This window comes from Acidovorax sp. FW305-C-20-28 (assembly GCF_058783375.1).
This window is the reverse complement of record NZ_JBYSYM010000001.1, coordinates 238081-262853: the sequence shown is the minus strand read 5'-3', so window position 1 is coordinate 262853 and position 24773 is coordinate 238081. Positions and strand designations below refer to the sequence as shown.

General features: G+C 70.1%; 27 protein-coding genes and 1 riboswitch. Of the genes, 14 read left to right on the top strand and 13 right to left on the bottom strand.

The genetic code is table 11. The features are described 5' to 3' along the window. Nucleotides 1–39 precede the first annotated feature (39 nt). The gene (locus AC3WOH_RS01280) at nucleotides 40–726 is read left to right on the top strand and encodes an HAD family hydrolase (protein WP_492227604.1); all 687 of its coding nucleotides are present in this window, start codon (nucleotides 40–42) and stop codon (nucleotides 724–726) included. Between the two features lie 5 nt (nucleotides 727–731). Here the strand turns inward: AC3WOH_RS01280 and AC3WOH_RS01275 are convergent, their stop codons facing one another. The 5 genes from AC3WOH_RS01275 to AC3WOH_RS01255 form a co-directional block, all read right to left on the bottom strand. Beyond that, the gene (locus AC3WOH_RS01275; protein WP_184855248.1) at nucleotides 732–1094 is read right to left on the bottom strand and encodes a hypothetical protein; all 363 of its coding nucleotides are present in this window, start codon (nucleotides 1092–1094) and stop codon (nucleotides 732–734) included. 54 nt (nucleotides 1095–1148) lie between these two features. Then, entirely contained in the window at nucleotides 1149–1616 is a 468-nt protein-coding gene (locus tag AC3WOH_RS01270) for a roadblock/LC7 domain-containing protein (protein ID WP_492227603.1), read from the bottom strand. Further along, the gene (locus AC3WOH_RS01265) at nucleotides 1609–2196 is read right to left on the bottom strand and encodes a GTP-binding protein (protein WP_492227602.1); all 588 of its coding nucleotides are present in this window, start codon (nucleotides 2194–2196) and stop codon (nucleotides 1609–1611) included. The genes AC3WOH_RS01270 and AC3WOH_RS01265 overlap by 8 nt, the downstream gene beginning before the upstream one ends. After that, nucleotides 2190–3155: a hypothetical protein gene (locus AC3WOH_RS01260; RefSeq protein ID WP_492227601.1), complete on the bottom strand. Its 966-nt coding sequence runs from the start codon at nucleotides 3153–3155 to the stop codon at nucleotides 2190–2192. Before AC3WOH_RS01260 ends, AC3WOH_RS01265 begins: the two co-directional genes overlap by 7 nt. A 199-nt stretch (nucleotides 3156–3354) precedes the next feature. Next, a riboswitch (cyclic di-GMP riboswitch) is annotated at nucleotides 3355–3454 on the bottom strand. 137 nt (nucleotides 3455–3591) lie between these two features. Beyond that, the gene (locus AC3WOH_RS01255) at nucleotides 3592–3864 is read right to left on the bottom strand and encodes a hypothetical protein (RefSeq protein WP_492227600.1); all 273 of its coding nucleotides are present in this window, start codon (nucleotides 3862–3864) and stop codon (nucleotides 3592–3594) included. 128 nt (nucleotides 3865–3992) lie between these two features. On the opposite strand from AC3WOH_RS01255, the gene dinG reads away from it, so the two are divergent. From dinG to AC3WOH_RS01210, 9 genes are all read left to right on the top strand, one after another. Then, nucleotides 3993–6158 (top strand): ATP-dependent DNA helicase DinG, encoded by a 2166-nt coding sequence (gene dinG, locus AC3WOH_RS01250; protein WP_492227599.1) that lies wholly within the window; start codon nucleotides 3993–3995, stop codon nucleotides 6156–6158. 116 nt (nucleotides 6159–6274) lie between these two features. Next, nucleotides 6275–6778 carry a pyridoxamine 5'-phosphate oxidase family protein gene (locus AC3WOH_RS01245; RefSeq protein ID WP_145694118.1) on the top strand — a complete coding sequence of 168 codons (504 nt, stop codon included), beginning with the start codon at nucleotides 6275–6277 and terminating at the stop codon, nucleotides 6776–6778. 73 nt (nucleotides 6779–6851) lie between these two features. Further along, complete coding sequence (locus AC3WOH_RS01240) at nucleotides 6852–7085, top strand: hypothetical protein (protein WP_492227598.1); 234 nt, start codon at nucleotides 6852–6854, stop codon at nucleotides 7083–7085. Between the two features lie 134 nt (nucleotides 7086–7219). Further along, a complete protein-coding gene (locus AC3WOH_RS01235) occupies nucleotides 7220–7651 on the top strand; it encodes a CopG family transcriptional regulator (RefSeq protein WP_492227597.1) in 432 nt (143 codons plus the stop codon). Nucleotides 7652–7836: 185 nt separating this feature from the next. Further along, nucleotides 7837–9021 (top strand): extracellular catalytic domain type 1 short-chain-length polyhydroxyalkanoate depolymerase, encoded by a 1185-nt coding sequence (locus tag AC3WOH_RS01230; RefSeq protein ID WP_492227596.1) that lies wholly within the window; start codon nucleotides 7837–7839, stop codon nucleotides 9019–9021. A gap of 111 nt (nucleotides 9022–9132) precedes the next feature. Beyond that, complete coding sequence (locus tag AC3WOH_RS01225; protein ID WP_492227595.1) at nucleotides 9133–9906, top strand: hypothetical protein; 774 nt, start codon at nucleotides 9133–9135, stop codon at nucleotides 9904–9906. A gap of 80 nt (nucleotides 9907–9986) precedes the next feature. Further along, nucleotides 9987–10619 carry a 3'-5' exonuclease gene (locus tag AC3WOH_RS01220; protein ID WP_492227594.1) on the top strand — a complete coding sequence of 211 codons (633 nt, stop codon included), beginning with the start codon at nucleotides 9987–9989 and terminating at the stop codon, nucleotides 10617–10619. A gap of 95 nt (nucleotides 10620–10714) precedes the next feature. Next, nucleotides 10715–10972, top strand: coding sequence for a DUF3297 family protein (locus AC3WOH_RS01215; protein ID WP_184855236.1), 258 nt, complete (start codon nucleotides 10715–10717; stop codon nucleotides 10970–10972). Nucleotides 10973–10991: 19 nt separating this feature from the next. Next, nucleotides 10992–11498: a ribonuclease HI family protein gene (locus tag AC3WOH_RS01210; RefSeq protein WP_492227593.1), complete on the top strand. Its 507-nt coding sequence runs from the start codon at nucleotides 10992–10994 to the stop codon at nucleotides 11496–11498. Here AC3WOH_RS01210 and AC3WOH_RS01205 read toward each other — a convergent pair. From AC3WOH_RS01205 to AC3WOH_RS01180, 6 genes are all read right to left on the bottom strand, one after another. After that, nucleotides 11465–11995, bottom strand: a complete 531-nt coding sequence (locus tag AC3WOH_RS01205) for a GFA family protein (RefSeq protein ID WP_492227592.1) — start codon at nucleotides 11993–11995, stop codon at nucleotides 11465–11467. The two genes, AC3WOH_RS01210 and AC3WOH_RS01205, sit on opposite strands and share 34 nt — an antisense overlap. 49 nt (nucleotides 11996–12044) lie before the next feature. Beyond that, nucleotides 12045–13337, bottom strand: coding sequence for an RNA polymerase sigma factor (locus AC3WOH_RS01200; protein ID WP_492227591.1), 1293 nt, complete (start codon nucleotides 13335–13337; stop codon nucleotides 12045–12047). A 5-nt stretch (nucleotides 13338–13342) separates the two neighbouring features. Further along, nucleotides 13343–13753 (bottom strand): VOC family protein, encoded by a 411-nt coding sequence (locus tag AC3WOH_RS01195; RefSeq protein ID WP_184855233.1) that lies wholly within the window; start codon nucleotides 13751–13753, stop codon nucleotides 13343–13345. Between the two features lie 77 nt (nucleotides 13754–13830). Next, a complete protein-coding gene (locus AC3WOH_RS01190) occupies nucleotides 13831–14358 on the bottom strand; it encodes an SRPBCC family protein (protein WP_492227590.1) in 528 nt (175 codons plus the stop codon). A 23-nt stretch (nucleotides 14359–14381) separates the two neighbouring features. Next, on the bottom strand, nucleotides 14382–14798 hold the full coding sequence (locus tag AC3WOH_RS01185; RefSeq protein WP_492227589.1) for a YciI family protein: 417 nt from the start codon (nucleotides 14796–14798) through the stop codon (nucleotides 14382–14384). A gap of 199 nt (nucleotides 14799–14997) precedes the next feature. After that, nucleotides 14998–16329 carry a M20 metallopeptidase family protein gene (locus AC3WOH_RS01180; RefSeq protein WP_492227588.1) on the bottom strand — a complete coding sequence of 444 codons (1332 nt, stop codon included), beginning with the start codon at nucleotides 16327–16329 and terminating at the stop codon, nucleotides 14998–15000. Nucleotides 16330–16454: 125 nt separating this feature from the next. Here AC3WOH_RS01180 and AC3WOH_RS01175 point away from each other — a divergent pair, with 125 nt between their 5' ends. Continuing rightward, entirely contained in the window at nucleotides 16455–17339 is an 885-nt protein-coding gene (locus tag AC3WOH_RS01175; RefSeq protein WP_492227587.1) for a LysR family transcriptional regulator, read from the top strand. A 176-nt stretch (nucleotides 17340–17515) separates the two neighbouring features. Then, nucleotides 17516–21424 carry a WG repeat-containing protein gene (locus AC3WOH_RS01170; RefSeq protein WP_492227586.1) on the top strand — a complete coding sequence of 1303 codons (3909 nt, stop codon included), beginning with the start codon at nucleotides 17516–17518 and terminating at the stop codon, nucleotides 21422–21424. A 4-nt stretch (nucleotides 21425–21428) separates the two neighbouring features. Here the strand turns inward: AC3WOH_RS01170 and AC3WOH_RS01165 are convergent, their stop codons facing one another. Both AC3WOH_RS01165 and AC3WOH_RS01160 read right to left on the bottom strand, forming a co-directional pair. Beyond that, nucleotides 21429–21794, bottom strand: coding sequence for a YciI family protein (locus AC3WOH_RS01165; protein ID WP_492227585.1), 366 nt, complete (start codon nucleotides 21792–21794; stop codon nucleotides 21429–21431). A gap of 52 nt (nucleotides 21795–21846) precedes the next feature. After that, nucleotides 21847–23157, bottom strand: coding sequence for an aminotransferase class I/II-fold pyridoxal phosphate-dependent enzyme (locus tag AC3WOH_RS01160; RefSeq protein ID WP_492227584.1), 1311 nt, complete (start codon nucleotides 23155–23157; stop codon nucleotides 21847–21849). 40 nt (nucleotides 23158–23197) lie between these two features. Here AC3WOH_RS01160 and AC3WOH_RS01155 point away from each other — a divergent pair, with 40 nt between their 5' ends. After that, nucleotides 23198–23902, top strand: coding sequence for a glutamine amidotransferase (locus tag AC3WOH_RS01155; RefSeq protein ID WP_492227583.1), 705 nt, complete (start codon nucleotides 23198–23200; stop codon nucleotides 23900–23902). Then, entirely contained in the window at nucleotides 23899–24594 is a 696-nt protein-coding gene (locus AC3WOH_RS01150) for an MOSC domain-containing protein (protein WP_492227582.1), read from the top strand. The genes AC3WOH_RS01155 and AC3WOH_RS01150 overlap by 4 nt, the downstream gene beginning before the upstream one ends. Nucleotides 24595–24773 lie beyond the last annotated feature (179 nt).

Sequence of the window (24773 nt, the reverse complement as noted above, 5' to 3'; positions counted from 1 at the left end):
GTCCCTCGGAGGCAGTGGTTTTGCAGGCATCATATTTCGATGCCGACCCCGCACCCGCCCTTCGCCGCCGCCATCTTCGACATGGACGGCCTGCTCATCGATTCCGAACGCGCCACCCTGCGCGCCTGGACCGAGGCCGCCCTGGCGCTGGGTGTGGTGCTGCACGAACCCGACTACCTGCAGGTGGTGGGCAAGGCGGCGCAGGATTCGCATGCCATCCTGCAAAGGCACCTGGGCGGGGTGGCGCCGTTCGAGCAGGCCATGGCGGCGGTGCGCACCGCGCTGGGGGAGGGGGAGGGCCGAGAGCTGCTGTTCCCGCTCAAGCCCGGCGCGGCCGCACTGCTCGCGCGATTGCAGGCCGCAGGCATTCCCTGTGCGGTGGCGTCATCGTCGCGCACCGACGAAATCACCCACCGCCTGGCGCGCGTGGGCGTGCTGCAGCACTTTGCGGCGGTGGCCGGCGGCAACGAGGTGCTGCGCGGCAAGCCCGACCCGGCGCTCTATGCGCTGGCGGCCGCGCGGCTGGGGGTGGACCCGGCCCGCTGCCTGGCCTTCGAGGACAGCCACAACGGCGCCTGCGCGGCGCTGGCCGCGGGCATGGGCCTGGTGGTCGTACCCGACCTGCTGCAGCCCGCGCCCGAAGTGGCGCAGGACTGTGTGGCCGTTTTGGGCTCGCTGGAAGAGGCCCTGGCCGAGGTGCCGCGCTGGTTCACGCGCAGCACCTGACGCCATCAGATGGCGGTCTGCGACTCGGCTTCGAGCACCTTGCGGCGGGCCATGGCCAGGTTGGCGCGGCTGCGGTCGAGCACGTAGTAGATGAACAGGCCGTCGTGCTTTTCCACGGGGCGGATGATGTGGTACTGGTGGGTCAGGGTGATCAGGATGTCCTCGATGGTGCCCTGCATGCCCAGCGACTTCATGGTCTTCATCTTGGCGCGCACGACCTCGGTGTTGCCTGCGGCCGCCAGCTCCAGGTCCATGCCGCTGCCCACGGATTCGAGCAGCATGCCGCTGTTGTAGTCCACCAGCGCAGCGCACATGGCGCCCTCGGTCTGCATGAGCTGGTTCAGGAGTTCTTTGGGGGTCATTGCCATGGCGTGGTCTCCGGTGGTGGTGGAACAAGGGAACGGGAACGGCAAAACAGGGGATCAGCCCGGCTGCGGCGCTGCGGCGCAGGCCGCAATCACCTGGTCGGCGGTGTTGCGGCAGCTCCAGAGCAGCTTGCCCAGCAGCGAGGATTCGTTGGTGACCACTGTGAGCACCAGGTCGCCCGAGGGCACGGGCACGTTCATCGAGACGATGTGGCCGCTGCCCGATTCGAGGATCAGGCGCTCGGGCGCGCTGTGGCCGGCCTCGCGCGTCATGGCCCCGGCCAGCGCGCTCAGCGAGCCCGACATGGCCGAGAGCTTGTCGGCGTCCTGGCTGTCCGAGAGCGTGGAGGCCACCGTGAAGCCGTCGGCGCTGGCCAGCGTGGCGCTCAGGATGCCCGGGGTGCCGCGCTGCAATTCGCCCAGCAGTTCGGCCAGGCGCGCAATGGTCACCAGGCGCAAGGACGCCTGAACCGCCGGGGCGGCAGAAGGAACGCCGGTGGAACTGTCGCTGCTGCTACTACTCATGTTCGATCTCCGCCATGCTCACCAGGACCGACAGCAGAAGGCGCACGTCGGCATCGCGCCGCACGTCCACCTCCAGCACCGGGGGGTTGTAGCCCAGGGCGCCCAGCTGCTCGCAGTAGTCGGCGATGCCGGGCGCGGGATGGGTGTCGAGCCGGCCCACGCCGACCACGGTGCGCCGCGTGGGCACGTGGGGCGCAAAGGCCTTGAGGTAGCGCGCCACCTCGCCCACGGGGTCGCTCTGCGAGTTGTCGGCCAGCACGATGAGGCCGAAGGCCCCCGCGCCCAGGATGTCCCACATGAAGCGAAAGCGCTCCTGCCCCGGCGTGCCGAAGAGCTTGAGCTTCCACTGGCCGCCGTCCATCTGGCATTCGCCGTAGTCCAGGCCCACGGTGGTCATGGTCTTGCCCGGCATGGGCAGCTCGGCCCAGCCGGTGATGGGCACGTCGGTGGACAGGGCCTGGCCATCGCTGATGGCCTGGATCGCGGTGGTCTTGCCGGCCCCCATGGGGCCGGTGAAGACGATCTTGAGATCGCGGGAAGTGCCTGCGAACACCGCAGGCCCGGTGGAAGGCATCACCATAGCTTGAGCCGTTCTCGCAGGTTGCCGAGCCAGCCTGCGGGCGCGGCGGCCGGGACGGGGGTTTTGGCCGCGGCCACGGGTGCGGGCGTTGCCACGGCGGCTGCAGCGGCGGGCGCCGCAGGCGCGCTCTCCTCCACCGCCAGGCCCAGGGCCAGGCTGGCTTCGAGGAACCAGCGCACCGTGGCCTCGGGCACGCCGCTCTTGGCGCACAGCTGCTCGCAGCTCAGGGGCCGGCTGGTGAGCAGCGCCGCCAGGCGGGGGTGGCCGGCCGCCGACAGGCCGATGGCATCGGGCCAGCGCAGCAGCCGGTACCAGCCGGGGCGGGCCGGGGCGCCCGCGCGGGTCTCGGCCAGGCGCATGGCCAGGCTCCACAGCAGGTGGCGCAGGCTGTGCGAGGGCATGGACCCGATGAGCGCCTCCTCCACCGGGCTCACGCGGTGCGGCTCGCCCAGGGTGTAGGCGCCCGAGAGCAGCGCATCCATGGACATGGAGGTGTGCACCAGCTGCTGCACGAAGTCGAACACGATCTGCTGGCCCCCGCTGATGGGCACCACGGCCCGGCGGCGTTCGGCGACACGGGTGCGCTCGGCGAGCAGGTCGAACATGGCCCGCAGGCCCTGGACCGGGTCGAATTGCGAGGCCCCATGCACCCGCTGGGTCGCCGACTGCAGCACGGCGATGACATTGGTCATGCGCAGCGGGGTGGAGACGGTGAGGTCGGCCGTGGCCTCGGGCAGGGCGCCGGCATCTTCGGGGTGCAGCACGCGCACGGTGATGCAGGGGGCATGGAAACGGTAGGGCCAGCTGCCGGGCACGAAAACCACGTTGCACTCGGCCAGCTGCTCGCTGAAGCGTGCGCGGACATTGACCCCGCCGTCCAGCAGGCGCACCAGCGCGCGCAGCACCATCTGGTCCTTCTGCGCGATGTCCTGCGTACCGATGACCAAGCCGTCGCCCATAGTTCAAGCCCCCTGTGCAGGATGGCGCCCTGGAAGGCGGCCATGGAAGGCCCGGCCCGCGCTCGAAGCAGGAAGAACAGGAACAGGAACGGCGGCGAGTGCGGGACCGTGGCGGTGTTGCATCGCTGGAGGCAGCCTCGTGGTTGTAGGTATGCGACAACAACTGAGACGGCGGCTCCCCTGAGCAACCCTGGATCAACGTGGCAGTCCCGCCGTCCTGGGCCCGGGAACTGCTTCCAGGGCCGGTAGACCGGTGACTTTGCGGACCCGGCTTTCGCACGGGGGTGCCGTTTCAGTGCTTTTCAGTATAGGGGAATGGGTTGCGCTGGCAACCATTAGATTGGCGCGCAGCGCCGCCTGCACCCGGCAGGCTTTTTTCGGGTGTTGTTCTGGCGCACACCCGCAGGGTGGGCTGCGCCGTTCGCACCGGGGCTACTTACTTCTGCTTCTGGTAGGCCTTGTCGGCCGGGGGCCCGCGGTCGGTGTCCTGCAGCCCGCGCTGCACGTCGCGGTAGGCCTGCTGCACCTGCACGTCGGGCTGGCCGTGGGTCATGTCCACGGATTGATCGCGCTCGTGGGGGAGCTTGGGGTCCTGCGCCTGGGGCTTGCCCGTGGCCACTGCACCACCGGGTGAGGGGGTGTTGGCGCTCTGGCGCCGGGTGGTGTCCACCGAGGCGGGGGTCGTGCGGGGTTCGGCGCTTGTGGTCATGGGAATCTCCTGGGCCGCGCCATGGGGCGCGTGTACAGCCCCATGGTAGGCAGGCGCCAAGGGCTGCCGTGTAGGCCCATGCCCTCAAAAATACTGTATGCCCAACCATATGCCACACTCTCGTCCTTATGTCTTCAGCAGAGTGGGCCCAGGCGGCCCTGCAGTCGTTCGATGCGGTGGTGCAGGCCACCCCGGGGTTTCGCAGCCGCGGGGGGCAGCGGCGCATGGCCGAGCAGGTGGCCCACACCTTCAGCCACGCCACGCTGGGCAAGGTGGACGAGGAGGCGGGCGAGGCCGCGCCCACGCGCTCGATCGCCGTGATCCAGGCCGGCACGGGCGTGGGCAAGTCCCTGGCCTACTGCGCACCGGCGATCGCCATGGCGCTGTCACGCGGCACGCGCGTGCTGATCTCCACCGCCACGGTGGCGCTGCAGGAGCAGCTGGTGCACAAGGACCTGCCGGCCCTGGCCAAACTGCTGCCCCAGCCCTTCAAGTTCTCCCTGGCCAAGGGGCGCGGGCGCTATGTCTGCAAGCTCAAGCTCGACCGGCTGGCCGGCACCGGGGAGGCGAGCGAAGACCCGATGGAGGACGACCTGTTCGCCGAGGAAGAGGCCGCGGCCCGCGCCAAGCGCCCGCGCCAGGAGACCGAGGCGCGCATCCAGTTCTATTCGGCCATGTCGCAAACCCTGGCCCAGGGCGCCTGGGACGGCGACCGCGACAGCCTGGACACGCCGCCCGAGCCCGAGGTCTGGAGCGCCGTGGCGGCCGAGGGCGCCTCCTGCACCGGCAAGCACTGCCCGGCCTTCAGCCAGTGCACCTACTACGACAAGCGCAAGGAGTTGGTGGGTGCGCAGGTGATCGTGGCCAACCACGACCTGCTGCTGTCCTCGCTGGGCGCGCGCGTGCTGCCCGAGCTGGACAACTGCCTCTTGGTGCTCGACGAAGCCCACCACCTGCCTGCGACCGCGCTGGACCAGTTCTCCTGCAGCATGGACCTGAGCCGCCTGACCTGGATCGAGCGCCTGGCGAGCCGCGGCCTGCGCATCGGCGCGCTGCTGGAGGTCGAGGAGATCGCCGACATCCCCAAGCATTCGGGCCAGTTGCGCCAGACGCTGCAGGACCTGGCGCGCATCGTGATGGACGTCTACGGCCCGGCCCTCAAGAGCCAGAGGGACACCTGGGGCCCGGCGCGCGTGCGCGTGCCGCGCGGCGAGCTGCCCGAGCCGCTGCTCGCGCCGCTCGGCCTGCTGTCGGCCAGCGCCGAGGGCTTTCTCGAAGCGCTGCGCGCCATCTCCAAGGCCTTGCGCGCCGAGATGCGCGACAAGCCCGACGAGGCGCGCCGCCTGTCCACCCTGTATGCGCAGATCGGCATGCTGGCGCCGCGCCTGGAAGAGCTGCACACCACCGCCCAGCTGCTGCTGCAGGACGCGCCCGAGGGCGCCGTGCCGGCGGCCAAGTGGTTCACGCTGGAGGTGGAGGGCGACTTCATCGTCGTCAAGGCGCATGCCAGCCCCATCCTGCCGGGCACCACGCTGCGCAACCACCTGTGGAGCGCGGTGCGCGGTGCGGTGCTGACCTCGGCCACGCTCACCAGCTGCGGGCACTTCGAGTTCTTCATGCGCGAATCGGGCCTGCACGGCGATGCGGCCGCCACCACGCTGGAGGTACCGAGCCCCTTCGACTACGCCGCCCAGGGCACGCTGATTGCGGCCGAGACGCGCGCCGACCCCAAGAACGCCGCGCAGTTCACGGCCGAGATGGTGGAAGCGCTGCTCTACGACATCGCCAACGTGGAATACGGTGCGCTGGTGCTGTTCACCTCGCGCGAGCAGATGCGCCAGGCTGTCGATGCCCTGCCCACCGCCATGCGCAATGTGGTGCTGGTGCAGAACGCGCTGCCGCGCACCCAGTTGCTCAAGCGCCACCGCGAGCGCGTGGCCGACGGCCTGCCCTCGGTGATCTTCGGCATGCAGTCCTTCGGCGAGGGGCTGGACCTGCCGGGGCGGCTGTGCGAGTCGGTGTTCATCACCAAGCTGCCGTTTGCCCCGCCCGACGACCCCGTGGGCGAGGCCCGCGCCGAATGGCTGCGCGCCGTGGGGCGCGACCCGTTCAGCGAGCTGGTGGTGCCCGCCACCGCGATCCGCCTGGCCCAGTGGGTGGGCCGCGCCATCCGCACCGAGGAAGACCAGGCCCATGTGTACTGCTACGACAAGCGGCTCATGAACACCTCGTACGGGCAGCGCCTGCTCAAGGGCCTGCCGCCGTTTGCGCTGGAACGGCGTACGGCGCGCTGACCCCGCGCGCTGTCGGACAAACGCCCTAGGCAAGCCGGGCCGGATACCGACGCCCCCGGGCTGCCTGGCGGCCTACAGTGAATTTTTACCGATTCACCACCCGCCGGAGGCACCCCATGCAACACGAGACCCCCGCCCGCGAGACGCTGTGGAAGCTGATCAAGGACATTAAATTCGGCATGCTCACGCACCGCCATGCCAACGGCATGCTGCATGCCCACCCGCTGACCACGCAGAACCGCAGCATCGACGAGCAGTCGCTGCTGTACTTCTTCATTCCACGCAACGGCGAGCTCTATGGCCGCCTGCTGACCGACGGCCAGGTGAACGTGTCCTATGCCGATCCCGGCGATGACAGCTATGTCTCCCTGTCGGGCCAGGCCAGCTTCGTCGAGGACCTGGCGCAGAAGGAGGCCCTGTGGTCGCCCATGGCCAAGGCCTGGTTCCCTGCGGGCCACACCGACCCCAACCTGGCACTGCTGGCCGTGCGCATCGGCCACGCCGAGTTCTGGGACGTCAAGGAAAGCAAGATGGTGCAGCTGTTCAAGATGGCCAAGGCCGCCATCACCGGCGAGCAGCCGCGCGACCTGGGCGAGCACCAGGAACTGACGCTGTCCTGAGGCAGGCAGCAGCGTGCACACCGCGGTGCGCCCGCCCGGCGCGCCCTTCATGACCGGACCCGAGGAGATTGCCATGAGCAGCAAGGAAAACCAGCCAGACGACCCGAATGCCGCCAGTGACGGCAGCGGAAAGGTGGCCAACGCCCACAACAGCGCAGGCGACCAGGCCACCCAGACCAACCAGGGCCGCCGCACCCCCGAAAGCCGCGGCGACCGCGACACCCACCTGGGCAGCGGCAACCAGGGCCAGTCGCGCCAGGGCGCGGCCGGCAGCAGCAGTGGCGGGGGCAGCCGCGGTGCGGGCTGATCTCGCCGCGCCGCCGCCACGCACCAGAAAGGGCCCTTGGGCTCTTTCTTTTTTGAGGACCTGCACTTGAAAAGGCCGGCACACCATCCATTTACCATCCATATGGATGGCGTAAACCGACCAGAAGGCATACCATGACCCCCACTTTCAGCCCCCCCTCGGCCTTGCGCAGCAAGGTCCCTGATTCAGAGAAGATCACCATCAACCTCGGCTATGTGGACCTGGGGCACATCGATCTGCTCGTATCGGAGGGCTTCTACGCCAACCGCACGGACTTCATCCGCACGGCCATCCGCAACCAGCTGAGCACCCAGAACGAGGCCGTGCGCCAGGTGGTGGCACGCAAGATGCTGGTGCTGGGCCTGCAGCGCTTTGGCCGCACCGACCTGGAGACCGTGCAGGCGGCAGGCCAGACGCTGGAGATCCGCGTGCTGGGACTGGCCAGCATCGAGGACGACGTGACGCCCGAGCTGGCACAGGCGACGATCGCCTCGGTCACGGTGCTCGGGGCGTTTCACGCCAGCCCGGCGGTCAAGGCGGCGCTGGCGGGCCGCATCATCGGCTGAAACAAGCGCCTCCCACCGTGGCGCGGTGTCCAGGGCACCACAACGGCGATTTTTTGCCCCCTTCCATTCCAGACCGGCCCCTTCGAGCGGCGGCATCCCGAGACAAAAACCGACGGCACCGGCCGCCCCAGGGCGCCGGCGCCATGACCGGCGCATGCCCTATCCGCAGACCCAAGGACCTTCCCATGGACTGGAACCCCCATCTCAAGCAATTCCTCGGCAACGCCACCGACCTGGTGCGCAAGGGCCAATTGGCCGACGCCACGCGCGCCATCCAGCAGGCCCTGGGTGGTGCGCCGCTGCGCGAAGCCCGGGCGCCTGCAGCCCCGGCACCCACCCTGGCCGCCGCGCCATCGGGCCCGAGCTGGCGCAACGGCTATGCGCAGGCCGATGTCGAAGACGCCACCGTGATCCTCGACCGGGTGGAGGAAGCGCCCACGAGCGCGCAGCCACCGCAGCCCGCCCCGGCACACGCGGCCGAGGCACCCGGCAGCTTCCGCCGCGTGGCCTTTGCACGGGCCGGCGCGCCGCAAGACCACTACTACCTGTATGTGCCGCCGGGTGCCAGCACCGCCGCCGGCCCCTTGCCCCTGGTGCTGATGCTCCACGGCTGCACCCAGGACCCCGAGGACTTCGCCACCGGCACGGGCATGAACCGCGCAGCAGCGCGCGAGCGTGCCCTGGTGCTCTACCCCGCCCAGTCCGGCCAGGCCAACCCCAAGGCCTGCTGGAACTGGTTCCAGCCCCAGGACCAGCGGCGCGGCAGCGGCGAGCCCGCCACGCTGGTGGCCATGGTGCGCGAGGTGATGGCGCGCCACCCGGTGGACGCACGGCGGGTGTATGTGGCGGGCCTGTCGGCCGGCGGTGCCATGGCAGCCCTGCTGGCGCGCGAATACCCCGATGTGTTTGCCGCCGCGGGCGTGCACTCGGGCCTGGCGGCCGGTGCCGCCCAGAACGTGATGGCCGCGCTGTCGGCCATGAAGACCGGCGCCAAGCCCACCAGCACCAGCCCTTTTGCACCGGTGCCGCCCATCGTGCGGCTGGAGCAGGCGCCACCACTGATCGTCTTCCACGGCGATGCCGATGCCACCGTGCACCCGCGCAATGGCGAGCAGCTCATCGAAGCAGCGCTGGCCGTGGCCCCCGAGGGAGCAGTGCCGTCGGTCAGCACCGGGCGGTCGGCCCAGGGCCAGGCCTATACGCGCACCGTGTACCAGGGCGGCGGCACCACGCTGGCCGAGCACTGGGTGCTGCATGGCAGCGGCCACGCCTGGGCCGGCGGCGATGCGCGCGGCAGCCACACCGATCCGCGGGGAATCTCGGCCACCGAGGCCATGCTGCGCTTCTTCCTCGCGCATTCCCGCAGTTGATACCGCAGCGCGCGCCACCATAATCCGCCCCCGGGACCACCCGCGCCGCCCATTGCAGCGACAGCCAGTACACACAAGGCGCGGTACCGACCAAGGGAGAGGGGAAATCACATGGAGAACGTCTACATCACCATCGCGGGGCTGGTGGCCATCGGCCTGGTGGTCTACTTCTGGCGGCGCGCCCGGCGCCAGGACAACACCCGCACCGACCTGAAGATCACCGGCGTGCGCATCAACCCGCCGTCGGGCAGCGTGCTGCCCGCCAACACCCCCATCACCGTGACCCTGGACTACCGCTACACGGCGCCCCGGGAGCCGCTGCATATCTGGGTGAAGATCCTCGATACCACCTACGACTCGATCTACGAGGGCTCGCGCGACAGCCTGGAGCCCGGCAAGGGCCAGGTGACCCGCCGCGTGCACCTGACGCAGGCAGGCACCGTGCGCGAGCTGTTCATCGTGGCCAAGAACCAGGAGTTCGTGGAGGTGTTCAACCAGCCGCTGGCCGTGGACTTCACCTACGAAGCCGACGACGAGGCCGACGAGGAATGGCTGAACGATGGCCGGGGCTCGGAGATCACCGGCGTCAAGGTGTCCATTCCCTCCCCGGCCGTGGTCAAGGCCGGCACGCGCATCGACGTGGACCTCGCCTACGCGATCAACAGCGAAGAGGGCCTGGACATCTGGGTCATCCCCGAGACCGAGGCCAACATGACCTACGAAGGCACCACGGGCAAGCAGGTGGGCACGGGCGTCGTGTCCAAGCATTTCACCGTGATCGACCCCGGCAAGCTCAGCAGCGTGCGGCTGGTGATGAAGAATGCCGCCAGCCAGACGGTCTACGAGCTGCGCGTGCCGGTGGACTACACCTACACGGCGGCCTGAGGCCCGCCCGCCACGGCACGGACGGCGGCAAGCCCTGGGCCCGGGACGGGGCAAGGGCTTCGGTATATCCTCCGGACCCCATGTCCCGCATCGCCGTCATCGACTTTGAAACCACGGGCGTCTCGCCCGGCCAGGGCGCGCGCGCGACCGAGATCGCCATCGTGCTGCTGGAAAACGGCCGCCGGGTGGACCACTACCAGAGCCTGATGAAGACCGGCGCCTGGATCCCCGCCTTCATCATCCAGCTCACGGGCATCACCAACGCCATGGTGAATGCCGCGCCCGATGCCGCCGGCGTGATGCAGGACGCCGCGCGCTTTGTGGGCGATGCGCCCATGGTGGCGCACAACGCCGCGTTCGACAGCAAGTTCTGGCAGGCCGAGCTGGCCCTGGCCGGCGTGGCCGCGCCGCACGCCTTCGCCTGCACGGTGCTGCTGTCGCGCCGCCTGTACCCCGAGGCGCCGAGCCACAAGCTCGGCTCGCTGGTGGACTACCACGGCCTGCCACGCACGGGCCGGGCCCACCGGGCCCTGGCCGACGCCGAGATGGCGGCCGAGCTGCTGGCGCGCATGCAGCACGACCTGCGCCAGCGCTGGGGCGTGGCCGAGCCCGGCCATGCGCTCTTGATGGCGCTGCAGCGCTGCGCCAAGCCCCAGGTCGGCAAGCTGCTGGCCCAGCATGGCAACAGGCCTGCGGTGCCGGCGGCCTGCTGATCCCCTGCCCGCAACCTTGCTTTGCCGGCGCGGGCATGCCGCCAAATCGCCGAAAATGCGCGGTTGCCGACTTGAACCGAACCCCCTTTGTTTCCATGACCGATACCACCCAAGCCCCACCGCTGCCCGACCACCTGTCTGCCGACCCGCGCAGCCCGCACCATGTGGCGGCCGTGTTCGAGCACGACATCGGCATCCGCTTCAACGGCAAGGACCGCACCGACGTGCAGGAATACTGCATCAGCGAGGGCTGGGTGAAGGTGCCTGCCGGCAAGACGCTGGACCGCAAGGGCCAGCCGCTGATCATCAAGCTCAAAGGGAAAGTGGAAGCGTACTACCGCCAGCCCGAATAAGGCACCGTCCACCGCCACCATGGACCTGCCCGCGCCCTGGGTCATCCACTGCGATGGCAGCGCCATCCCCAACCCGGGCCGCATGGGCCTGGGCGCCGTGCTGGTGGCGCCCGACGGCACGCGCCATGCACTGTCGCAGGCCACGCACACCACGGGCTGCAACAACGAGGCCGAGTTGGGTGCCCTGGTGCTGGCGCTGACCGAGGCCCGCGCCCACGGTGCCACTTCACTGCAGATCTACAGCGACAGCAGCCTGCTCGTGGAGCAGATGGGCACACCTGCGGCCGCCCACGCGCGGCTCGCGCCGCTGTACGCGGCGGCACGCGCGCTGCTGGCGGGCTTTGATGGCGTGAAGATCCATTGGATACCGCGCCACCGCAATGGCGAGGCCGATGCGCTGGCGCGTGCGGCACTGGGGGCTGCGCCCAAGCCGGCCGTGCACCCCTCCCTGAAGCACCTGCCGCGCAAGAAGCGCAAGGCCCTGGCCGCCCCTTACAGCGGATCGAACCCCATCGACGCCCGGTAGGCCGCGATCCGCGGCAGCAGCACCTGGCGGCGCGCCAGGCTCTCGGGCGGCCAATGCGCCTCGCGTTCGTAGTATTCGGGCACCACCCTGGCGCCCTCGGGCAGCACCACCCAGGGCTGTTTGGACCGCGTGAAGATGTGGATGTCGGGCGGCAGGTGGTCGGGCGCATCGAGCGTGCCCACGCGCACGAAGGAGACCAGCGGCCCCGCGCCCGCATAGTGGCTCCACAGGGCCACGTGGCAGTGCGGGCAGCGCGCGATCTTCTGGCCCAGGCCGCTTTCCGATGGCGTTTCGACCAGCACGGGCTTGCCGCCCTGCAGGTGCACACGGTCGGCCTCGATCATGGCGTTGAGTGCGAACGAAGCCCCGCTCTCGCGCTGGCACCAGCGGCAGTGGCAGCAGTGCACGAACAGCGGCGCCGTCTCCATGCGGTAGCGCACATGGTGGCAGTCGCAGCCGCCTTCGAGCGGGAACGGGGGCGTGGGCGCAGGGTGCATGGCGGTCGCTCCTTGGAGGGCTGCACGTTACGGCAAAGACCGCCCCCTGTCACGCGCCGCATTGCGCGGCGCGCTGCAGCAGCAGCGCCTGCTCCTGCGCGTTGCGCGTGAGCGTGGCGGCATGCGCGAACTGGGTGCGGGCCTCGCCGTGGCGGCCCAGCTTGGCCAGCAGGTCGCCGCGCACGCTGGGCAGCCAGTGGTAGTCGCGCAGGGCGGGGTCGGCGCCCAGCTGCTCGACCAGCGCCAGCGCCGCGGCGGGACCGTCGGCCATGCCCACGGCCACGGCGCGGTTGAGCGCGACCACGGGCGAGGGCGAGACCTGCAGCAGCGCGTCGTACAGCGCCACGATGTGGTGCCAGTCCGTATCCTCGGCGCGGCGTGCACGCGCATGGCAGGCCGCGATGGCGCCCTGCAGCGCGTACGGCCCCCAGGGATGGCCGGCGCGCGCCAGCTGCTCGGCCTTGTCGAGCGCGGCCAGGCCGCGGCGCACCAGCAGGGCATCCCAGCGCGAGCGGTCCTGGTCCATGAGCAGCACCGGGCGGCCTTCGGCATCGGTGCGCGCAGCCAGGCGCGAGGCCTGGATCTCCAGCAGCGCCACCAGGCCCTGCACCTCGGGCTCGTCGGGCGCCAGGCCTGCGAGCACGCGCACCAGGCGCTGGGCCTCGCCGCACAGGGCCGGACGCATCCAGTCGTCGCCGGCCGTGGCCGCATAGCCTTCGTTGAAGATCAGGTAGATGACCTCGAGCACCGAGGCCAGGCGCGGCGCGCGCTCTGCAGCACTGGGCACCTCGAAGGGCACATGCGCGGCCGTGAGGCTGCGCTTGGCGCGCACGATGCGCTGGGCCACGGTGGCCTCGGGCACCAGAAAGGCGCGCGCGATCTCCACCGTGGACAGGCCGCCCAGCAGCCGCAGCGTCAGGGCCACACGCGCCTCGGTCGAGAGCACGGGATGGCAGGCGGTGAAGACCAGGCGCAGCAGGTCGTCGCCGATGTCGTCCTGGCGCGCGGCGTCCAGGGCGTCGACGAAGTCGGGCGCGTACTGGGCTTCGAGCGCCTCCATGTCATGGCCCAGGGCCTCGTGCTCGCGCGCCTGCATGGCCTGCTGGCGCAGGTGGTCCAGGGCGCGGTTGCGGGCGGTGGTCATGAGCCAGGCGGCGGGGTTGTCAGGCAGGCCGGTGGCGGGCCAGTGCTCCAGGGCGGAGACCAGCGCATCCTGCGCCAGCTCCTCGGCCCGGCCCACGTCGCGCGTCATGCGCGCCACGCGGGCGATGATGCGGGCCGCCTCGATGCGCCATACCGATTCGATGGTGCGGTGCAGCGCATCAGCGTCGGGCACGCCCATGGCCTTCAGCCCAGCGCCTTGCTGGCGTCCACCATGTAGGCGAACTCCCAGGTGTGGCCGTCGAGGTCATCGAAGCCGTGGCCGTACATGAAGCCATGGTCCTGCGGCGGGCGCGGTGCCGTGGCGCCGGCGGCGACCGCCTTGGCCACCAGGGTGTCGATCTCCTCGCGGCTCTGGGCCGAGAGGCAGACCAGCACTTCGGAGGTCTTCTTCGCGTCGGCGATGGCCTTGTCGGTGAAGGTCTTGTAGAACTCTTCGACGAGCAGCATCACGAACAGGTTCTCGCCCAGCACCAGGCAGGCGCCCTGTTCGTTGGTGAACTGGGGGTTGAAGTCGTAGCCCAGGGCGCGGAAGAAGGCTTGCGAGCGGCCCATGTCCTTGATGGGCAGGTTGACGAAGATCATCTGGTGTTGCATGGCGGTCTCCAAAAGTGGTGGAACGATAAGGGATAAGGGACGGGGAAAACAGGGGGTGATGCGAAAGCCGGGCAGCATCACTTGGCGGCCTCGGCCGCGAGGAAGCCGAGGCCCTCCTCGAAGTCCTTGCCGACCATGCGGTCCACACTGAAGAACAGGTGCATGACCTTGGCCATGTAGGGCACGGGGCCGTGCATGGCCCAGGTGACACGGGTGGCGTTGCCCGCCTCGGGCTGCAGCGTGAAGTCTGCCCGGTTGTGCGCCTCGAAAGGGGCGATGAAATCGAGCTTCATGCCCACGTGGGCGGGGGCCGTGGCCTCGGTGATCTCCATGCTGCCCGTGCCCACCTTGTCGCCCTGCCAGGCATAGCGCGCGCCGGGGCCGGCGGTGGCAGCGCTGTACTGGCCCTTGGCGCCGGGGTCCTTGCGCTCGTAGGGGTTCCAGGTGTTGAAGCGGCGCAGGTCCTGGATCAGGCCGAAGACGCGCTCGGGCGGGGCGGGGATCACGCGGCTGCGCTCCACGCGGAAGGTGTCGGGGCGGGTGGCGGCAAAGGCCAGCAGCAGGGCAATGGCAGCAAGGGCCACGAGGGCGATGGTCTTGATCATGGGGTTCTCCTGGGATGAATGCGTCAGTGGCGGGCCGCTTCGATGTCGCGAAAGCGCTGCACGGCTTCGCCCTGCACGAAGTCGTCGAGCTCGAAGACCGGGCGCACCTCGATCTCGGCTTCCAGCCCTTCGCCGCGCGGGTTGGGAAAGCGCCGCGCCCATTCCATGGCCTCTTCGCGCGAACGCACCTGGATCAGCGTGTAGCCGGCCAGCAGTTCCTTGGTCTCGGCAAACGGGCCGTCGACCACCGTGCGCTGGCCGCCGCTGCCGTAGCGCACGCGCCAGCCGTGGGTGCTGGCCTTGAGGCCCATGCCGTCGAGCAGCACGCCGGCGCGCGACAGCTCCTCGTGGTAGGCGCCCATGGCGGCCAGCAGGTCCTCGCCGGGCAGCACGCCGGCTTCGCTCTCGGGGCTGGCCTTGACCAGAATCATGAATCGCATGGCAGATCTCCTGTGGTGGAAGTGGTGGCGCAGAGACCAAGATTTCTCTGCGCTCATACCTCCACGACGGATGGGCCAGAGCGGAATCGACACGGATTCTGGAAAATCAGGGTTTGCACCTAGAAAATTTCCGTCTTCCGAATGAAAACAGCCCATGCCGGGTGCGGCATGGGCTGTGTGGCGAGCGGGACTGCGGCGCTCAGCGCTTGGCGGCAGGGTTCTGCGCCATGTACGCCAGGGTGGCGCTGGTGAGCGCACGCACGCCGATGCGCAGCGCTTTCTCGTCGATCACGAATTCGGACGAGTGGTTGGGCGCACCCGGCTTGTCAGCGAACGGCGAGGCGTACAGGTTCCAGAACACCACGGGCACGCCGCTGCCGCCGAAGGAGCCGAAGTCTTCCGAGCCCATCGAGGGCGGCACCTCCCTGGCCTTGTCGGCGCCGCCGGCCGCTGCGGCGAAGGCAGGGGCCAGGGCGGCGGTGATCTTCGGGTCGCTGACCACGACCTCATAGCCGGTGTCGATGGTCACCTCGGCCGTGAGCCCCGCGCTCTCGGCGATCTTCTCGGCCTTGAGGCGAATGCCCTCGTGCGCGACCTTCTGGTTGCGCGCCGACAGGGAGCGCACGGTGCCGCCGATCTCGGCCGTGTCGGGCAGGATGTTCACGCGGTTGCCGCTTTGCAGCAGGCCCACGGTGACCACGGTGGGGCCGTCGAGCGGGTCGATCTGCTGGCTGATGATGCCCTGCAGGGCGAGCACGATCTCGGCCGCGGCCAGCGTGGGGTCCTTGGCCGTCCAGGGCGAGGAACCGTGGCCACCCTTGCCCTTGAGCTTGATGTTGAAGGCATCGCCGCTGGCCATGAAGCTGCCCGCGCGGTAGGCCAGGGTGTTGCCCGGTGCCCGCGCGCTGATGTGCTGGCCCATGACGACGTCGACCTTGGGGTTCTCGAGCACCTTGGCCTCCATCATGGCCTTGGCACCGCTGGGCACGGGGCCGGGGCCCAGTTCCTCGGCCGGCTGGAACAGGAAGACCACCGTGCCCGCGAGTTCGCTGCGCACGCTGGAGAGCGCCTGCGCCGCGCCCAGCAGCATGGCGACATGGGTGTCGTGCCCGCAGGCGTGGGAGACGGGCGTCTCGTTGCCGCGCCACTGGGCGCGCGCGGTGGACTTGAAGGGCAGGTCGTTGCGCTCCTGCACGGGCAGGGCGTCCATGTCGGCGCGCAGGGCCACCACGGGGCCGGGCTTGCCGCCGCGCAGCACGGCCTTGATGCCGGTCTTGGCAATGCCGGTCTGCACCTCGATGCCGGGCATCTTGGCCAGCGCCGCCGCGATGTAGGCGGCCGTCTGCACCTCTTCGTACGACAGCTCGGGGTGCTGGTGGATATGGCGGCGCCAGGCGATCACCTGGGGCTCGGCCGCGTCGGACAGGGCCAGCACGCGCTGGGCCAGGGGAGATGCCGTCTGGCTCTGGACAGAGCTGGTGAACGCCAGGCTGGCGAGCAGGGCGGCAAGGGGCAGAAGCCGGTGGTTCATGGAGAAAGCCTTGGGGAAGGGTGGGAACGACGGCCCCCACTCTATCGACACACCCATGCCACGAACAGTCACAATTTCGTTACTGTGAAAACTGAAATGCATCACCCCCTTCGCCCAGGATGCCGATGAAGCCGCACCAGCTCAAAGCCTTTCTCACCGTGATGCAGCTGCGCAGCATCCGCCAGGCAGCCAACGCGCTGCACATCACCCAGCCCGCCATCTCACGTGCGATCCGCGAACTGGAGGACCACCTTGCGGTGCCGCTGTTCGTGCGCGGTGCCCAGGGCGTCACACCCACCGAGTACGCTCTGGCCTTCGAGCGGCGCGCGCGCCTGCTGGAGCAGGAGGCCGAGCGCGCCCGCGACGAGCTGCGCCAGATGCGCGATGGCCGGCTCGGCTGCGTGCGCGTGGCGGTGTCGTCCGTGCCTGCGATGGCGCTGCTGCCCCAGGCACTGGCCCTGTTCCGTACCGAACTGCCGACCACGGCGCTGGAGTTCAGCGAAGGCCTGGCTCCCATGGTGCTGCCGGCGCTGCGCGAGGGCCTGCTGGACCTGGCCCTGGTGCAGCACCGCATGGAGCGCACGGGCCCCGAGTTCGATTGCGAGGAACTGCTCACCACACCGCTGGCCATCTGCGCGCGCGTGGGCCATGCCCGTGCGCGGGTGCGCAGCCTGGCGGCGCTGCAGCAGGAGGAGTGGGTGGGCTGGGACCGGGCCATGGTGGAAGACCTGTTCGCCGGCAGTGGCACGGAGCCGCCCCAGCGCATCGTGGTGAGCCGCTCGATGGAGATCACGCGCGCCCTGGTGGGCCGCGGCGATCTGGTCAGCGCGTTTGCGCGCCCGGTGGTGGAACGCGAGCTGGCGCGCCACGGCATCCGCGCGATCCCCGTGCGCGAGCGCCTGCCTGAACTGACCATCAGCGCCATCACCCGGCGCGGCGCGCAGCCCACCCCGGCCGCAGCGAAGTTCCTGGCCGCCGTGCGCGCGGCTGCCAAGTCCCTTCGGCACTGAAGGCAACAGTTTTCACCAACTGATACATCCACCCCGGTCGGCCTGGCGCCACCCGACAGGGCGTGGTGCCAGGTGGCGCAAAGCGTGACAAATGCCCGGCTTTTCGCGCAGGCAGGGGATCGGGGGCCCGGAGTGTCCAGGCCCGCGCTTACGATCCCGCGCGGAGGAAAAGGACCATGGAAAAGAACACCGCTGCCACCCCCCCGTGGATTGCCCACATTCCGCTGTCCCCCGACAGCACCCGCCATGCCCGTGTGATCGTGCACCGAGGCCGGGCCGTCAGCCCGCCCGAGGGGCTACAGGCGCTGCTGCGCTTCAATGCCGACGGCCAGGGGGGCTGGATCTCCGCGGCCCAGGCGGGCGATGGCCGCTGGGGCTACATCGATGCCGAAGGCCGCTGGCGCGTGCCGCCCACGCTGGAGAACGCGCGCAGCTATTCCGAGGACGGCATGGCCCGCTTTCAGCAGGACGGGCGCTGGGGCTTCGTGAACCTGGCAGGCGAGGTGGTGATAGCGCCGGCCTTCGAAGACACCCGCCCGTTTCGGGACGGGTTGAGTGCGGTGAAGGTGGGCAAGAATGCCTGGCGCATCATCGACCGCGCGGGCCAGTTCACCTGCGACGAGAGCTTTCGCGATCTGAGCCTGTTTGGGGCAGGGGGACTGGCGCGTGCGGTCAGCAAGATCAAGGGCACGAACCAGCTCGGCGATGGCTTCGTGGACGGCACGGGCCGCTGGGTGATCGAGCCGCGCTTCAAGCGCGCACAGCCCTTTGGAGAGACCCCCACCACCCCGGCCTCGCTGGACGGCGAGAGTTACGGCCTGATCGACACGCGCGGCCAATGGGTGCTGGAGCCGTGCTATCCCAGCATCGACACCTTCAACAGCGAGGGACTGGCCTTTTTCGACGAGCCCAATTCCTGGGACAGAGGCCATGGCTACCTGGATGCCAAGGGCCATGTGGTGGTGAAAGGCGAGCGCCACCTCTCGCGCCACATGGCCTGCGGGCTGGCGGCCAGCACCTACAACGGCACCGCCTTTTTGCGTGCCGATGGCACGCCGCTGCCCACCCCGCCACTGGCCTGGGGCAGCCATTTCCGCGAGGAGGGCGGCTTTGCCGTGGTGCGCACCTACCAGCGCCGCAAGGGAGACCGCCCGGCCACCTGGGGCCTGCTGCACACCGATGGCCGGGTGTTCACCGTGGACGATGGGCTGCTCGAACCCCTGACCGATGGCGAAGGCTGGCTGGCGGACGAGCAGCCCGACACCCCCGTGGTGCCCTTTCTCACGCGCGATGGCCAGGTGGCCTTTGTCGACAAGGAGGCGGCCGTGGTCTGGCGCGCCGTGTACGACGGCCAGCATGTCGCACTGCTCGATGCCGAGGGCCAGGCGCTGTGGCGCAGCGGTGCGCAGGAGAACTGCCGGCCGCCCCGGCCCTTCTTCGAGCCTGCGCCCACCGAACACCTCGAAGCCGTCGACAGCGTGGAAGGCATTGCCCCGCTGGCCCAGACCCTGCTGGACGAAGCCGAAGCCCGGCTGCACCAGCTGGCCGCTGGCGCGACGCTGGAGCGCGAGTCCTCATCAGAAGATGACGACGAGGATGATGAGGACGACGACGGTGAAGACGAGGACACCGTGCAGGCGAACCGCGCGGTGGTGGTGCGCCGCGTGGCGCGCACCTACACCAACGAGGAACACAACGGCCACTACGACTACCTGGCCAGGGAACTCGACCAGGCCGTGAACGGGATCCGCGAGGCCATGGTCCAGGCCCTGTCCGCGCGCTACGGCACGCCCGACCCCGACCCTGAGCACGCCGCACCCTGGAACCGTTCGGGCGATCTCACCCAGGCCTGGGCCGTGCCGCTGGCACAGCCCCTGCCGGGCGACAGCGGCGTGCTGCGCGAATCGCGCGAGCAGTGGCTCACGCTGTACAAGCATTCGGACTCGGGCGATGGCGATACCTGGTCGGAGCTGTACCTGATGGTGGCGCCCAGCCTGGATGCACTGGAGACGGCGCGCCGCGCTCGCCGCGGCATGGCACCGCAGAGTGCCGGTGATGCTCTGGTACAGGAGCCCAATGGCGACACCAGCGCGGAGCCTGCCGAGCGGCCGAAGCCGCAGACGCGCGAAGAGTGGCTGCAGGCCGTTGCCAGCGACCGCTATGCGATCGCCCATGTGCCCGCCCCCTGGCTCGACGATGCGATGGTGGATGCGGCCCTGGCCAACGATGTGGAGGCCCTGGCCTGGGTGCCCGGCCCGTTCCAGACGCCGGCGCGGCTCGCGGCGCTGATCCGCCGCGGCGTGGACGAGGCCTCGAACATCCCACCCGAATGCATGACCGCCGAAGGCCTGGCCCTGGCGCGCGAGCTCTATGCCGACCAGCACGAGTGGGACTGGCGCGACGAGCGCAACAGCCTCCTGCCCAAGACCTGGGACCACAACAGCCTGTGCGACATCTGGGGCTGCCTGCTCACGCCGGAACTCGCGCTCAAGGCGGTGCGCGCCAAGGCCCCGCTGCGCGACCTGGCGCACTGGCTGCGCACCGATGCGGTGGAGCAGGCCGCGCTCAAGGCCGATATCTACAACATCAGCTACATCGACAAGGCGAAGATCACGCCGGAGCTGGCGGCGCTGGCCGTGCGGCACGACTATGGCACCCTGATCGAGGAGATTCCGCCCGAACTCATCACGCCCGAGCTGTGCCTGGTGTCGGCGCGCGTCAACGGCCTGTCGCTGGAGAAAATCCCCGAGCCGCTGCGCAGCGTGCCGGTCTGCGTGGCCGCGCTCAAGGACCGCTCGGACGTCTTCCTGCACGTGCCCGAAGCCCTGCGCCTGGCGGTGACCACACAGCTGATCGAAGACGATCTGGCCGAGGCACGCAAGGACGGCGAACCGCGCGAGGGCAGCCACTGGCATGGCTACCGTGCCTGGGTGAAGCTCTGGGCCGGCGACTACGAGGGCGCGATTGCCGATGCACAACTCGGCCGCCCGCAGATGCGCTACGAGCAGCACGCGCACTATGTGCTGGCCAGTGCCTACCGGGCCCTGGGGCGCGAGCAGGAGGCGGCACTGGAGGCATCGACCGTGCTCTCCATCCACTCGCCCTACAGCGCGCAATGGGACGATGCCGAGGACACGCGCTGGCTGCAGGCGCTGGCGCAGGGCCAGGCCGGCGCGGCCGACGATGCGGCGCTGGTGGCGCAGCTGCAGTCGCACCCGCGCACGCTGGCCGACATTCCGCGCGAGCGCATCACCGATGCCATGGTGGACGCGGCCCTGGCCGCCGACGAGGACACGGTGCGCTTCGTGCCACGCCGGCTGATGACGCCGGCACGCTACGCCGCCGCGCTGCGCCAGGGTGTCAAGGAGTTCAAGCAGATCCCGCCGGCCTTGCTGAGCGAAGAGGCCTGCATCGAGTACGTCAAGGACAGCGGCTGGCGCCTGGAGTACCTGCCCGAGGCCTGGCGCACGCTCACCGTGTGCGCCTATGCCGTGCGGCGCAGCAGCAGCGCCATCGAGCATGTGCCCGAGGCCCTGCGCGACCAGGTGCCCGGTGCGATCAAGAAGCTGCCGCCCGAGGAGGAAGACGATTCGTCCGGCGGCTCCTCGTCATCCAGCGACTGGCTGACCCGCAAGCTCGTCGACTCGGTGATGGGCAGTCAGCAGACGGCCTCCAGCCGGCTGCAGCAGAAGGGCCTCTTCACGGCCTTCATCGTCAAGACCATGCTGGGCGCCAAGTCCGACGACACGCCCACGCTCAAGGGCCTGGCGGGCTGGTTCGAGGTGCGGCCCTTCCTGGCCATGGTGAACAACCTGGTGCTGGGCCTGGCAGCCCTGATCGCCCATGCCTTCGTGTCCGTGGGTGCCTGGCGCGCCGAGGGCCCCTGGGTGGGCCTGGGCACCTTCGCGCTGATGGGCTTCTCGGAGCTCTACTGGGCCTGGCGCTTCTTTTTCTCCACCCCGTTCCGGCCCGGCCTGGGCGTGGCCTGCCTGGTGGTGATGCTCTATGTCTTCGCCTGGCGCTGGATGTACCGGCGCATTGGCCTTGTTTACGCAGCCCAGGCCAAGGAGAAGGGCGAGGATTGATGGGTCAGGCTACCGCGCCGTCGTAGCAGGGGGCGATGGCGCGCACTTCGATGGTCGCCCATTCAGCCGCCGGGCATTCGCGCGCGATGGCCAGGGCCTCTTCGCGCGTGGCGCAGTCCACAAGGAAGAAGCCGCCGACCATCTCCTTGGTCTCGGCGAAGGGGCCGTCCACCAGGCGCGGCTGGCCTTCGCGCACCTGCAGGCGCACGCCTTCGGTGTCGTTGGCCAGCGATTCGCCGCCCAGCAGCAGGCCGCGCGCCTGCAGGCCGGCACCGAAGCGCTGCATGCGCGCATAGACCTCCTGCCCGGCGGCCAGGCCGCGCTCGGCGCGCTGGCCTGGGGGTTCCATGATGAGCAGCATGTAGGGCATGGGGTCGTCTCCGGCAGTGGGTAGTGAAGATGGATGGGCGCGATTCTAGAACTCAGAACACGGCACGGCCGGGGGTGCGCAGCGCCTGCGCCAGGTCGACCGCCAGGTGCACCATGTCCGTGGGCCGGCATTCGCCCAGGCTCACGCGCACGGCGGGCGCGCTGGCCAGGCGCAGCGGGCTGCCGGCCTGCACGGCCCAGCCAAGCGAGGCCAGGGACTGCACGACCGCCGCCTCGTCGGCCACGGGCAGCCACAGGTGCAGGCCCTCGCCGGGCGGCACCACCACCTGGTGTGCGGCCAAGGCCTGGACCAGGGCCTGGCGCCGCGCGGCGTAGGAGCCGCCCGCCTGGGCCAACGCGCTGCCTTCGCGCATCTGGCGCCACAGGCCGGCCACCAGGCCCTGCAGGATGCGGCTGACCCAGCGCGGCCCCAGGGCCTGCTGCGCCTGCATGGACTGCAGCAGGGCCGGGGTGCCCGTGGCCAGGGCCACGCGCAGGTCGGGCCCGAGGAATTTGCTGACCGAGACCACATGCAGCCACAGCGCAGGCAACGAGGCCGCCATGGCCAGCGGTGCGCTGGACAGCGGGCCCCAGTGGTCGTCGAGCACCACGAGCAGGTGGGGCAAGGCCTGCAGCTGGCGGTGCAGCGCCTGCCAGCGCGCGGGGCTGACAGCAGCCCCCGTGGGGTTGTGCGCGCGCGGCGTGAGCACCAGGGCCGCACAGCCCTGCAGCACGGCGGCATCGGGCACACACAGACCCTCGCCGTCCACCGGCAGGGGCACGGGCTTGAGGCGCAGGCTGTGCAGCAGCGCCACCATGGGCGGCCAGCAGGGGTCTTCGACCGCGACCCGCTCCCCCGGGTGCGTGTGCGCGCGCAGGGCGCGTTCCACGGCATCCAGGGTGCCCGAGAACACCCCGACCTGCTCGCAGGGCAGGCCCTGGGCCGTGAGCCATTGCCGTGCCTCGGCCTGCAGCGCGGGCAGGTCGGCCGGGGCCTCGTAACCGGCCGACGAGGCCAGGGCCGCCCAGGCCGCCGCGCCGCCCTGCAGCTGGGGCAGCAGCGACGCATCGACATTGCCGCTGGCCAGGTCGCGCAGGCCTGCGGGCACGGCATAGGCCTGGGGCAGGGTTGCGGGCGGGGCCACCACGCGCGTGCCGCGGCGCCCATCGGTCACCACATGGCCGGCATCGCGCAGGCGCGCATAGGCCACCGCCACGGTGTTCGGGTTGACGCCCAACTGCTGCGCCAGCGCGCGCACGGCGGGCAGGGCGTCACCGGGCTGCAGCGCGCCGTTGCGCAGGGCTTCCAGCAGGCTGTCGGCAATCTCGGCAGCGGTTTTGCCTGAGGCGTACAATGTTCTCATACATTAATTTTAATGTATTAGTACAAAAAAGGAAACTGCCATGAAAACCGCGCTTGTGCTGCGCCATGTGCCCTTTGAGGACCTGGGCCTGCTCGCGCCCTTGCTGCAGCAGCGCGGCTATGCCGTGCGCATGCACGATGCCGGCGTGGGCCCGCTCAAGGACCACCTGCACCCCGCGCCCGACCTGCTGGTGGTGCTGGGCGGGCCCATCGGTGCCTTCGACGAGGCCGCCTACCCCTTCCTCGCCGACACGCTGGCGCTGGTGGGCGAGCGGCTGGCGCGCCGCCAGCCGGTGCTGGGCATCTGCCTGGGCGCGCAGCTCATGGCGCGGGCCCTGGGCGCCGGCGTGGCGCCCATGGGGCACAAGGAGATCGGCTTTGCACCGCTGGCCCTCACGCCGGATGGCGAACGCTCGGTGCTGGCCCCCCTGGACGACGGCACGCCGGTGCTGCACTGGCATGGCGACCAGTTCGAGATCCCTTCGGGTGCCCAGGGCCTGGCCGCCACGCCCCTGTGCCCGCACCAGGCCTTTGCCGTGGGCACGCATGCACTGGCCCTGCAGTTCCACCTGGAGGCCGACCTTGCACGCATCGAGCAGTGGCTGGTGGGCCATGCCTGCGAGCTGGCCGCTGCGGGCGTGGATCTGCATGCGCTGCGCGCCGGTGCGCGCAAGCACGGTGCGGCGCTGGCCCGCGCGGCCGACGCCGTGTTCGGGGCCTGGCTCGACGGCATTGGCGCCCCATGACCCCAGTATTGCTGGGCCAGGTGGTGGCCGTGCTGCGCGGGGCCGCCGTGCCCTTCGGGGACCGGCCGGACGTGCGCAGCGCCATCGCCAAACAGGCCGTGGCGGGCCCGGTGTCCGTGGACGCCGCCGGACTGCAGGGTGACGAACAGGGCGATACGCGCATCCATGGCGGCCCCGACAAGGCCGTGCACCAGTACCCGTTGGACCACTATGCGCTGTGGCGCAGCGAACTCGGTGATCTGCCCGTGCTGGATAGCCCGGGCGCCTTTGGCGAGAACATCGCCAGCACCGGCATGGCCGAGGCCGACCTGTGCTGGGGCGACCAGGTGCGCATGGGCAGCGTGCTGTTCGAGGTGGCGCAGACGCGCCAGCCCTGCTGGAAGCTCAACACCCGCTTCGGCCAGCGCGACATGGCGCTCTCCCTGCAGCGCACGGGCCGCACCGGCTGGTACTACCGCGTGCTCGAAGCCGGCACGCTGCAGGCCGGCGACGCCATCACGCTGGTGGCGCGCCCACACGCGCACTGGCCGCTGTCGCGCGTGATCGAGGTGCTCTACCACCGCACGCTCGATGCGGTGCAACTGCGCGAACTGGCGCAACTGCACTTGCCACCGTCGTGGCAGAAGCTGGTGGCGCGGCGGCTGGAGCAGGGCGAGGTCGAGGGCTGGGACCGGCGTACGCAGGGCGGTTAAAAAAGCCGGGGCCTGGCAGCGCCACCGGGCCTGTGCTAGGATTTGCCGCTATGCAACGCAGCATGTCCCTATCCACCCTAGCTCTAGGCCTAGTGCCTGGCCGGGGTCTGCCTGCGTTCGCCATCGTTGCCATTCCGCGCAACACCTGATTTCCCCCTGACCCCGGCCCGCGAACCAGC

What these genes read in the sequence shown, in the direction of transcription:
- AC3WOH_RS01280 (WP_492227604.1), top strand. Translation starts at nt 40, where the DNA reads ATGCCGACCCCGCACCCGCCCTTCGCCGCCGCCATCTTCGACATGGAC.
- AC3WOH_RS01275 (WP_184855248.1), bottom strand. Translation starts at nt 1,094, where the DNA reads ATGGCAATGACCCCCAAAGAACTCCTGAACCAGCTCATGCAGACCGAG.
- AC3WOH_RS01270 (WP_492227603.1), bottom strand. Translation starts at nt 1,616, where the DNA reads ATGAGTAGTAGCAGCAGCGACAGTTCCACCGGCGTTCCTTCTGCCGCC.
- AC3WOH_RS01265 (WP_492227602.1), bottom strand. Translation starts at nt 2,196, where the DNA reads ATGGTGATGCCTTCCACCGGGCCTGCGGTGTTCGCAGGCACTTCCCGC.
- AC3WOH_RS01260 (WP_492227601.1), bottom strand. Translation starts at nt 3,155, where the DNA reads ATGGGCGACGGCTTGGTCATCGGTACGCAGGACATCGCGCAGAAGGAC.
- AC3WOH_RS01255 (WP_492227600.1), bottom strand. Translation starts at nt 3,864, where the DNA reads ATGACCACAAGCGCCGAACCCCGCACGACCCCCGCCTCGGTGGACACC.
- dinG (WP_492227599.1), top strand. Translation starts at nt 3,993, where the DNA reads ATGTCTTCAGCAGAGTGGGCCCAGGCGGCCCTGCAGTCGTTCGATGCG.
- AC3WOH_RS01245 (WP_145694118.1), top strand. Translation starts at nt 6,275, where the DNA reads ATGCAACACGAGACCCCCGCCCGCGAGACGCTGTGGAAGCTGATCAAG.
- AC3WOH_RS01240 (WP_492227598.1), top strand. Translation starts at nt 6,852, where the DNA reads ATGAGCAGCAAGGAAAACCAGCCAGACGACCCGAATGCCGCCAGTGAC.
- AC3WOH_RS01235 (WP_492227597.1), top strand. Translation starts at nt 7,220, where the DNA reads ATGACCCCCACTTTCAGCCCCCCCTCGGCCTTGCGCAGCAAGGTCCCT.
- AC3WOH_RS01230 (WP_492227596.1), top strand. Translation starts at nt 7,837, where the DNA reads ATGGACTGGAACCCCCATCTCAAGCAATTCCTCGGCAACGCCACCGAC.
- AC3WOH_RS01225 (WP_492227595.1), top strand. Translation starts at nt 9,133, where the DNA reads ATGGAGAACGTCTACATCACCATCGCGGGGCTGGTGGCCATCGGCCTG.
- AC3WOH_RS01220 (WP_492227594.1), top strand. Translation starts at nt 9,987, where the DNA reads ATGTCCCGCATCGCCGTCATCGACTTTGAAACCACGGGCGTCTCGCCC.
- AC3WOH_RS01215 (WP_184855236.1), top strand. Translation starts at nt 10,715, where the DNA reads ATGACCGATACCACCCAAGCCCCACCGCTGCCCGACCACCTGTCTGCC.
- AC3WOH_RS01210 (WP_492227593.1), top strand. Translation starts at nt 10,992, where the DNA reads ATGGACCTGCCCGCGCCCTGGGTCATCCACTGCGATGGCAGCGCCATC.
- AC3WOH_RS01205 (WP_492227592.1), bottom strand. Translation starts at nt 11,995, where the DNA reads ATGCACCCTGCGCCCACGCCCCCGTTCCCGCTCGAAGGCGGCTGCGAC.
- AC3WOH_RS01200 (WP_492227591.1), bottom strand. Translation starts at nt 13,337, where the DNA reads ATGGGCGTGCCCGACGCTGATGCGCTGCACCGCACCATCGAATCGGTA.
- AC3WOH_RS01195 (WP_184855233.1), bottom strand. Translation starts at nt 13,753, where the DNA reads ATGCAACACCAGATGATCTTCGTCAACCTGCCCATCAAGGACATGGGC.
- AC3WOH_RS01190 (WP_492227590.1), bottom strand. Translation starts at nt 14,358, where the DNA reads ATGATCAAGACCATCGCCCTCGTGGCCCTTGCTGCCATTGCCCTGCTG.
- AC3WOH_RS01185 (WP_492227589.1), bottom strand. Translation starts at nt 14,798, where the DNA reads ATGCGATTCATGATTCTGGTCAAGGCCAGCCCCGAGAGCGAAGCCGGC.
- AC3WOH_RS01180 (WP_492227588.1), bottom strand. Translation starts at nt 16,329, where the DNA reads ATGAACCACCGGCTTCTGCCCCTTGCCGCCCTGCTCGCCAGCCTGGCG.
- AC3WOH_RS01175 (WP_492227587.1), top strand. Translation starts at nt 16,455, where the DNA reads ATGAAGCCGCACCAGCTCAAAGCCTTTCTCACCGTGATGCAGCTGCGC.
- AC3WOH_RS01170 (WP_492227586.1), top strand. Translation starts at nt 17,516, where the DNA reads ATGGAAAAGAACACCGCTGCCACCCCCCCGTGGATTGCCCACATTCCG.
- AC3WOH_RS01165 (WP_492227585.1), bottom strand. Translation starts at nt 21,794, where the DNA reads ATGCCCTACATGCTGCTCATCATGGAACCCCCAGGCCAGCGCGCCGAG.
- AC3WOH_RS01160 (WP_492227584.1), bottom strand. Translation starts at nt 23,157, where the DNA reads ATGAGAACATTGTACGCCTCAGGCAAAACCGCTGCCGAGATTGCCGAC.
- AC3WOH_RS01155 (WP_492227583.1), top strand. Translation starts at nt 23,198, where the DNA reads ATGAAAACCGCGCTTGTGCTGCGCCATGTGCCCTTTGAGGACCTGGGC.
- AC3WOH_RS01150 (WP_492227582.1), top strand. Translation starts at nt 23,899, where the DNA reads ATGACCCCAGTATTGCTGGGCCAGGTGGTGGCCGTGCTGCGCGGGGCC.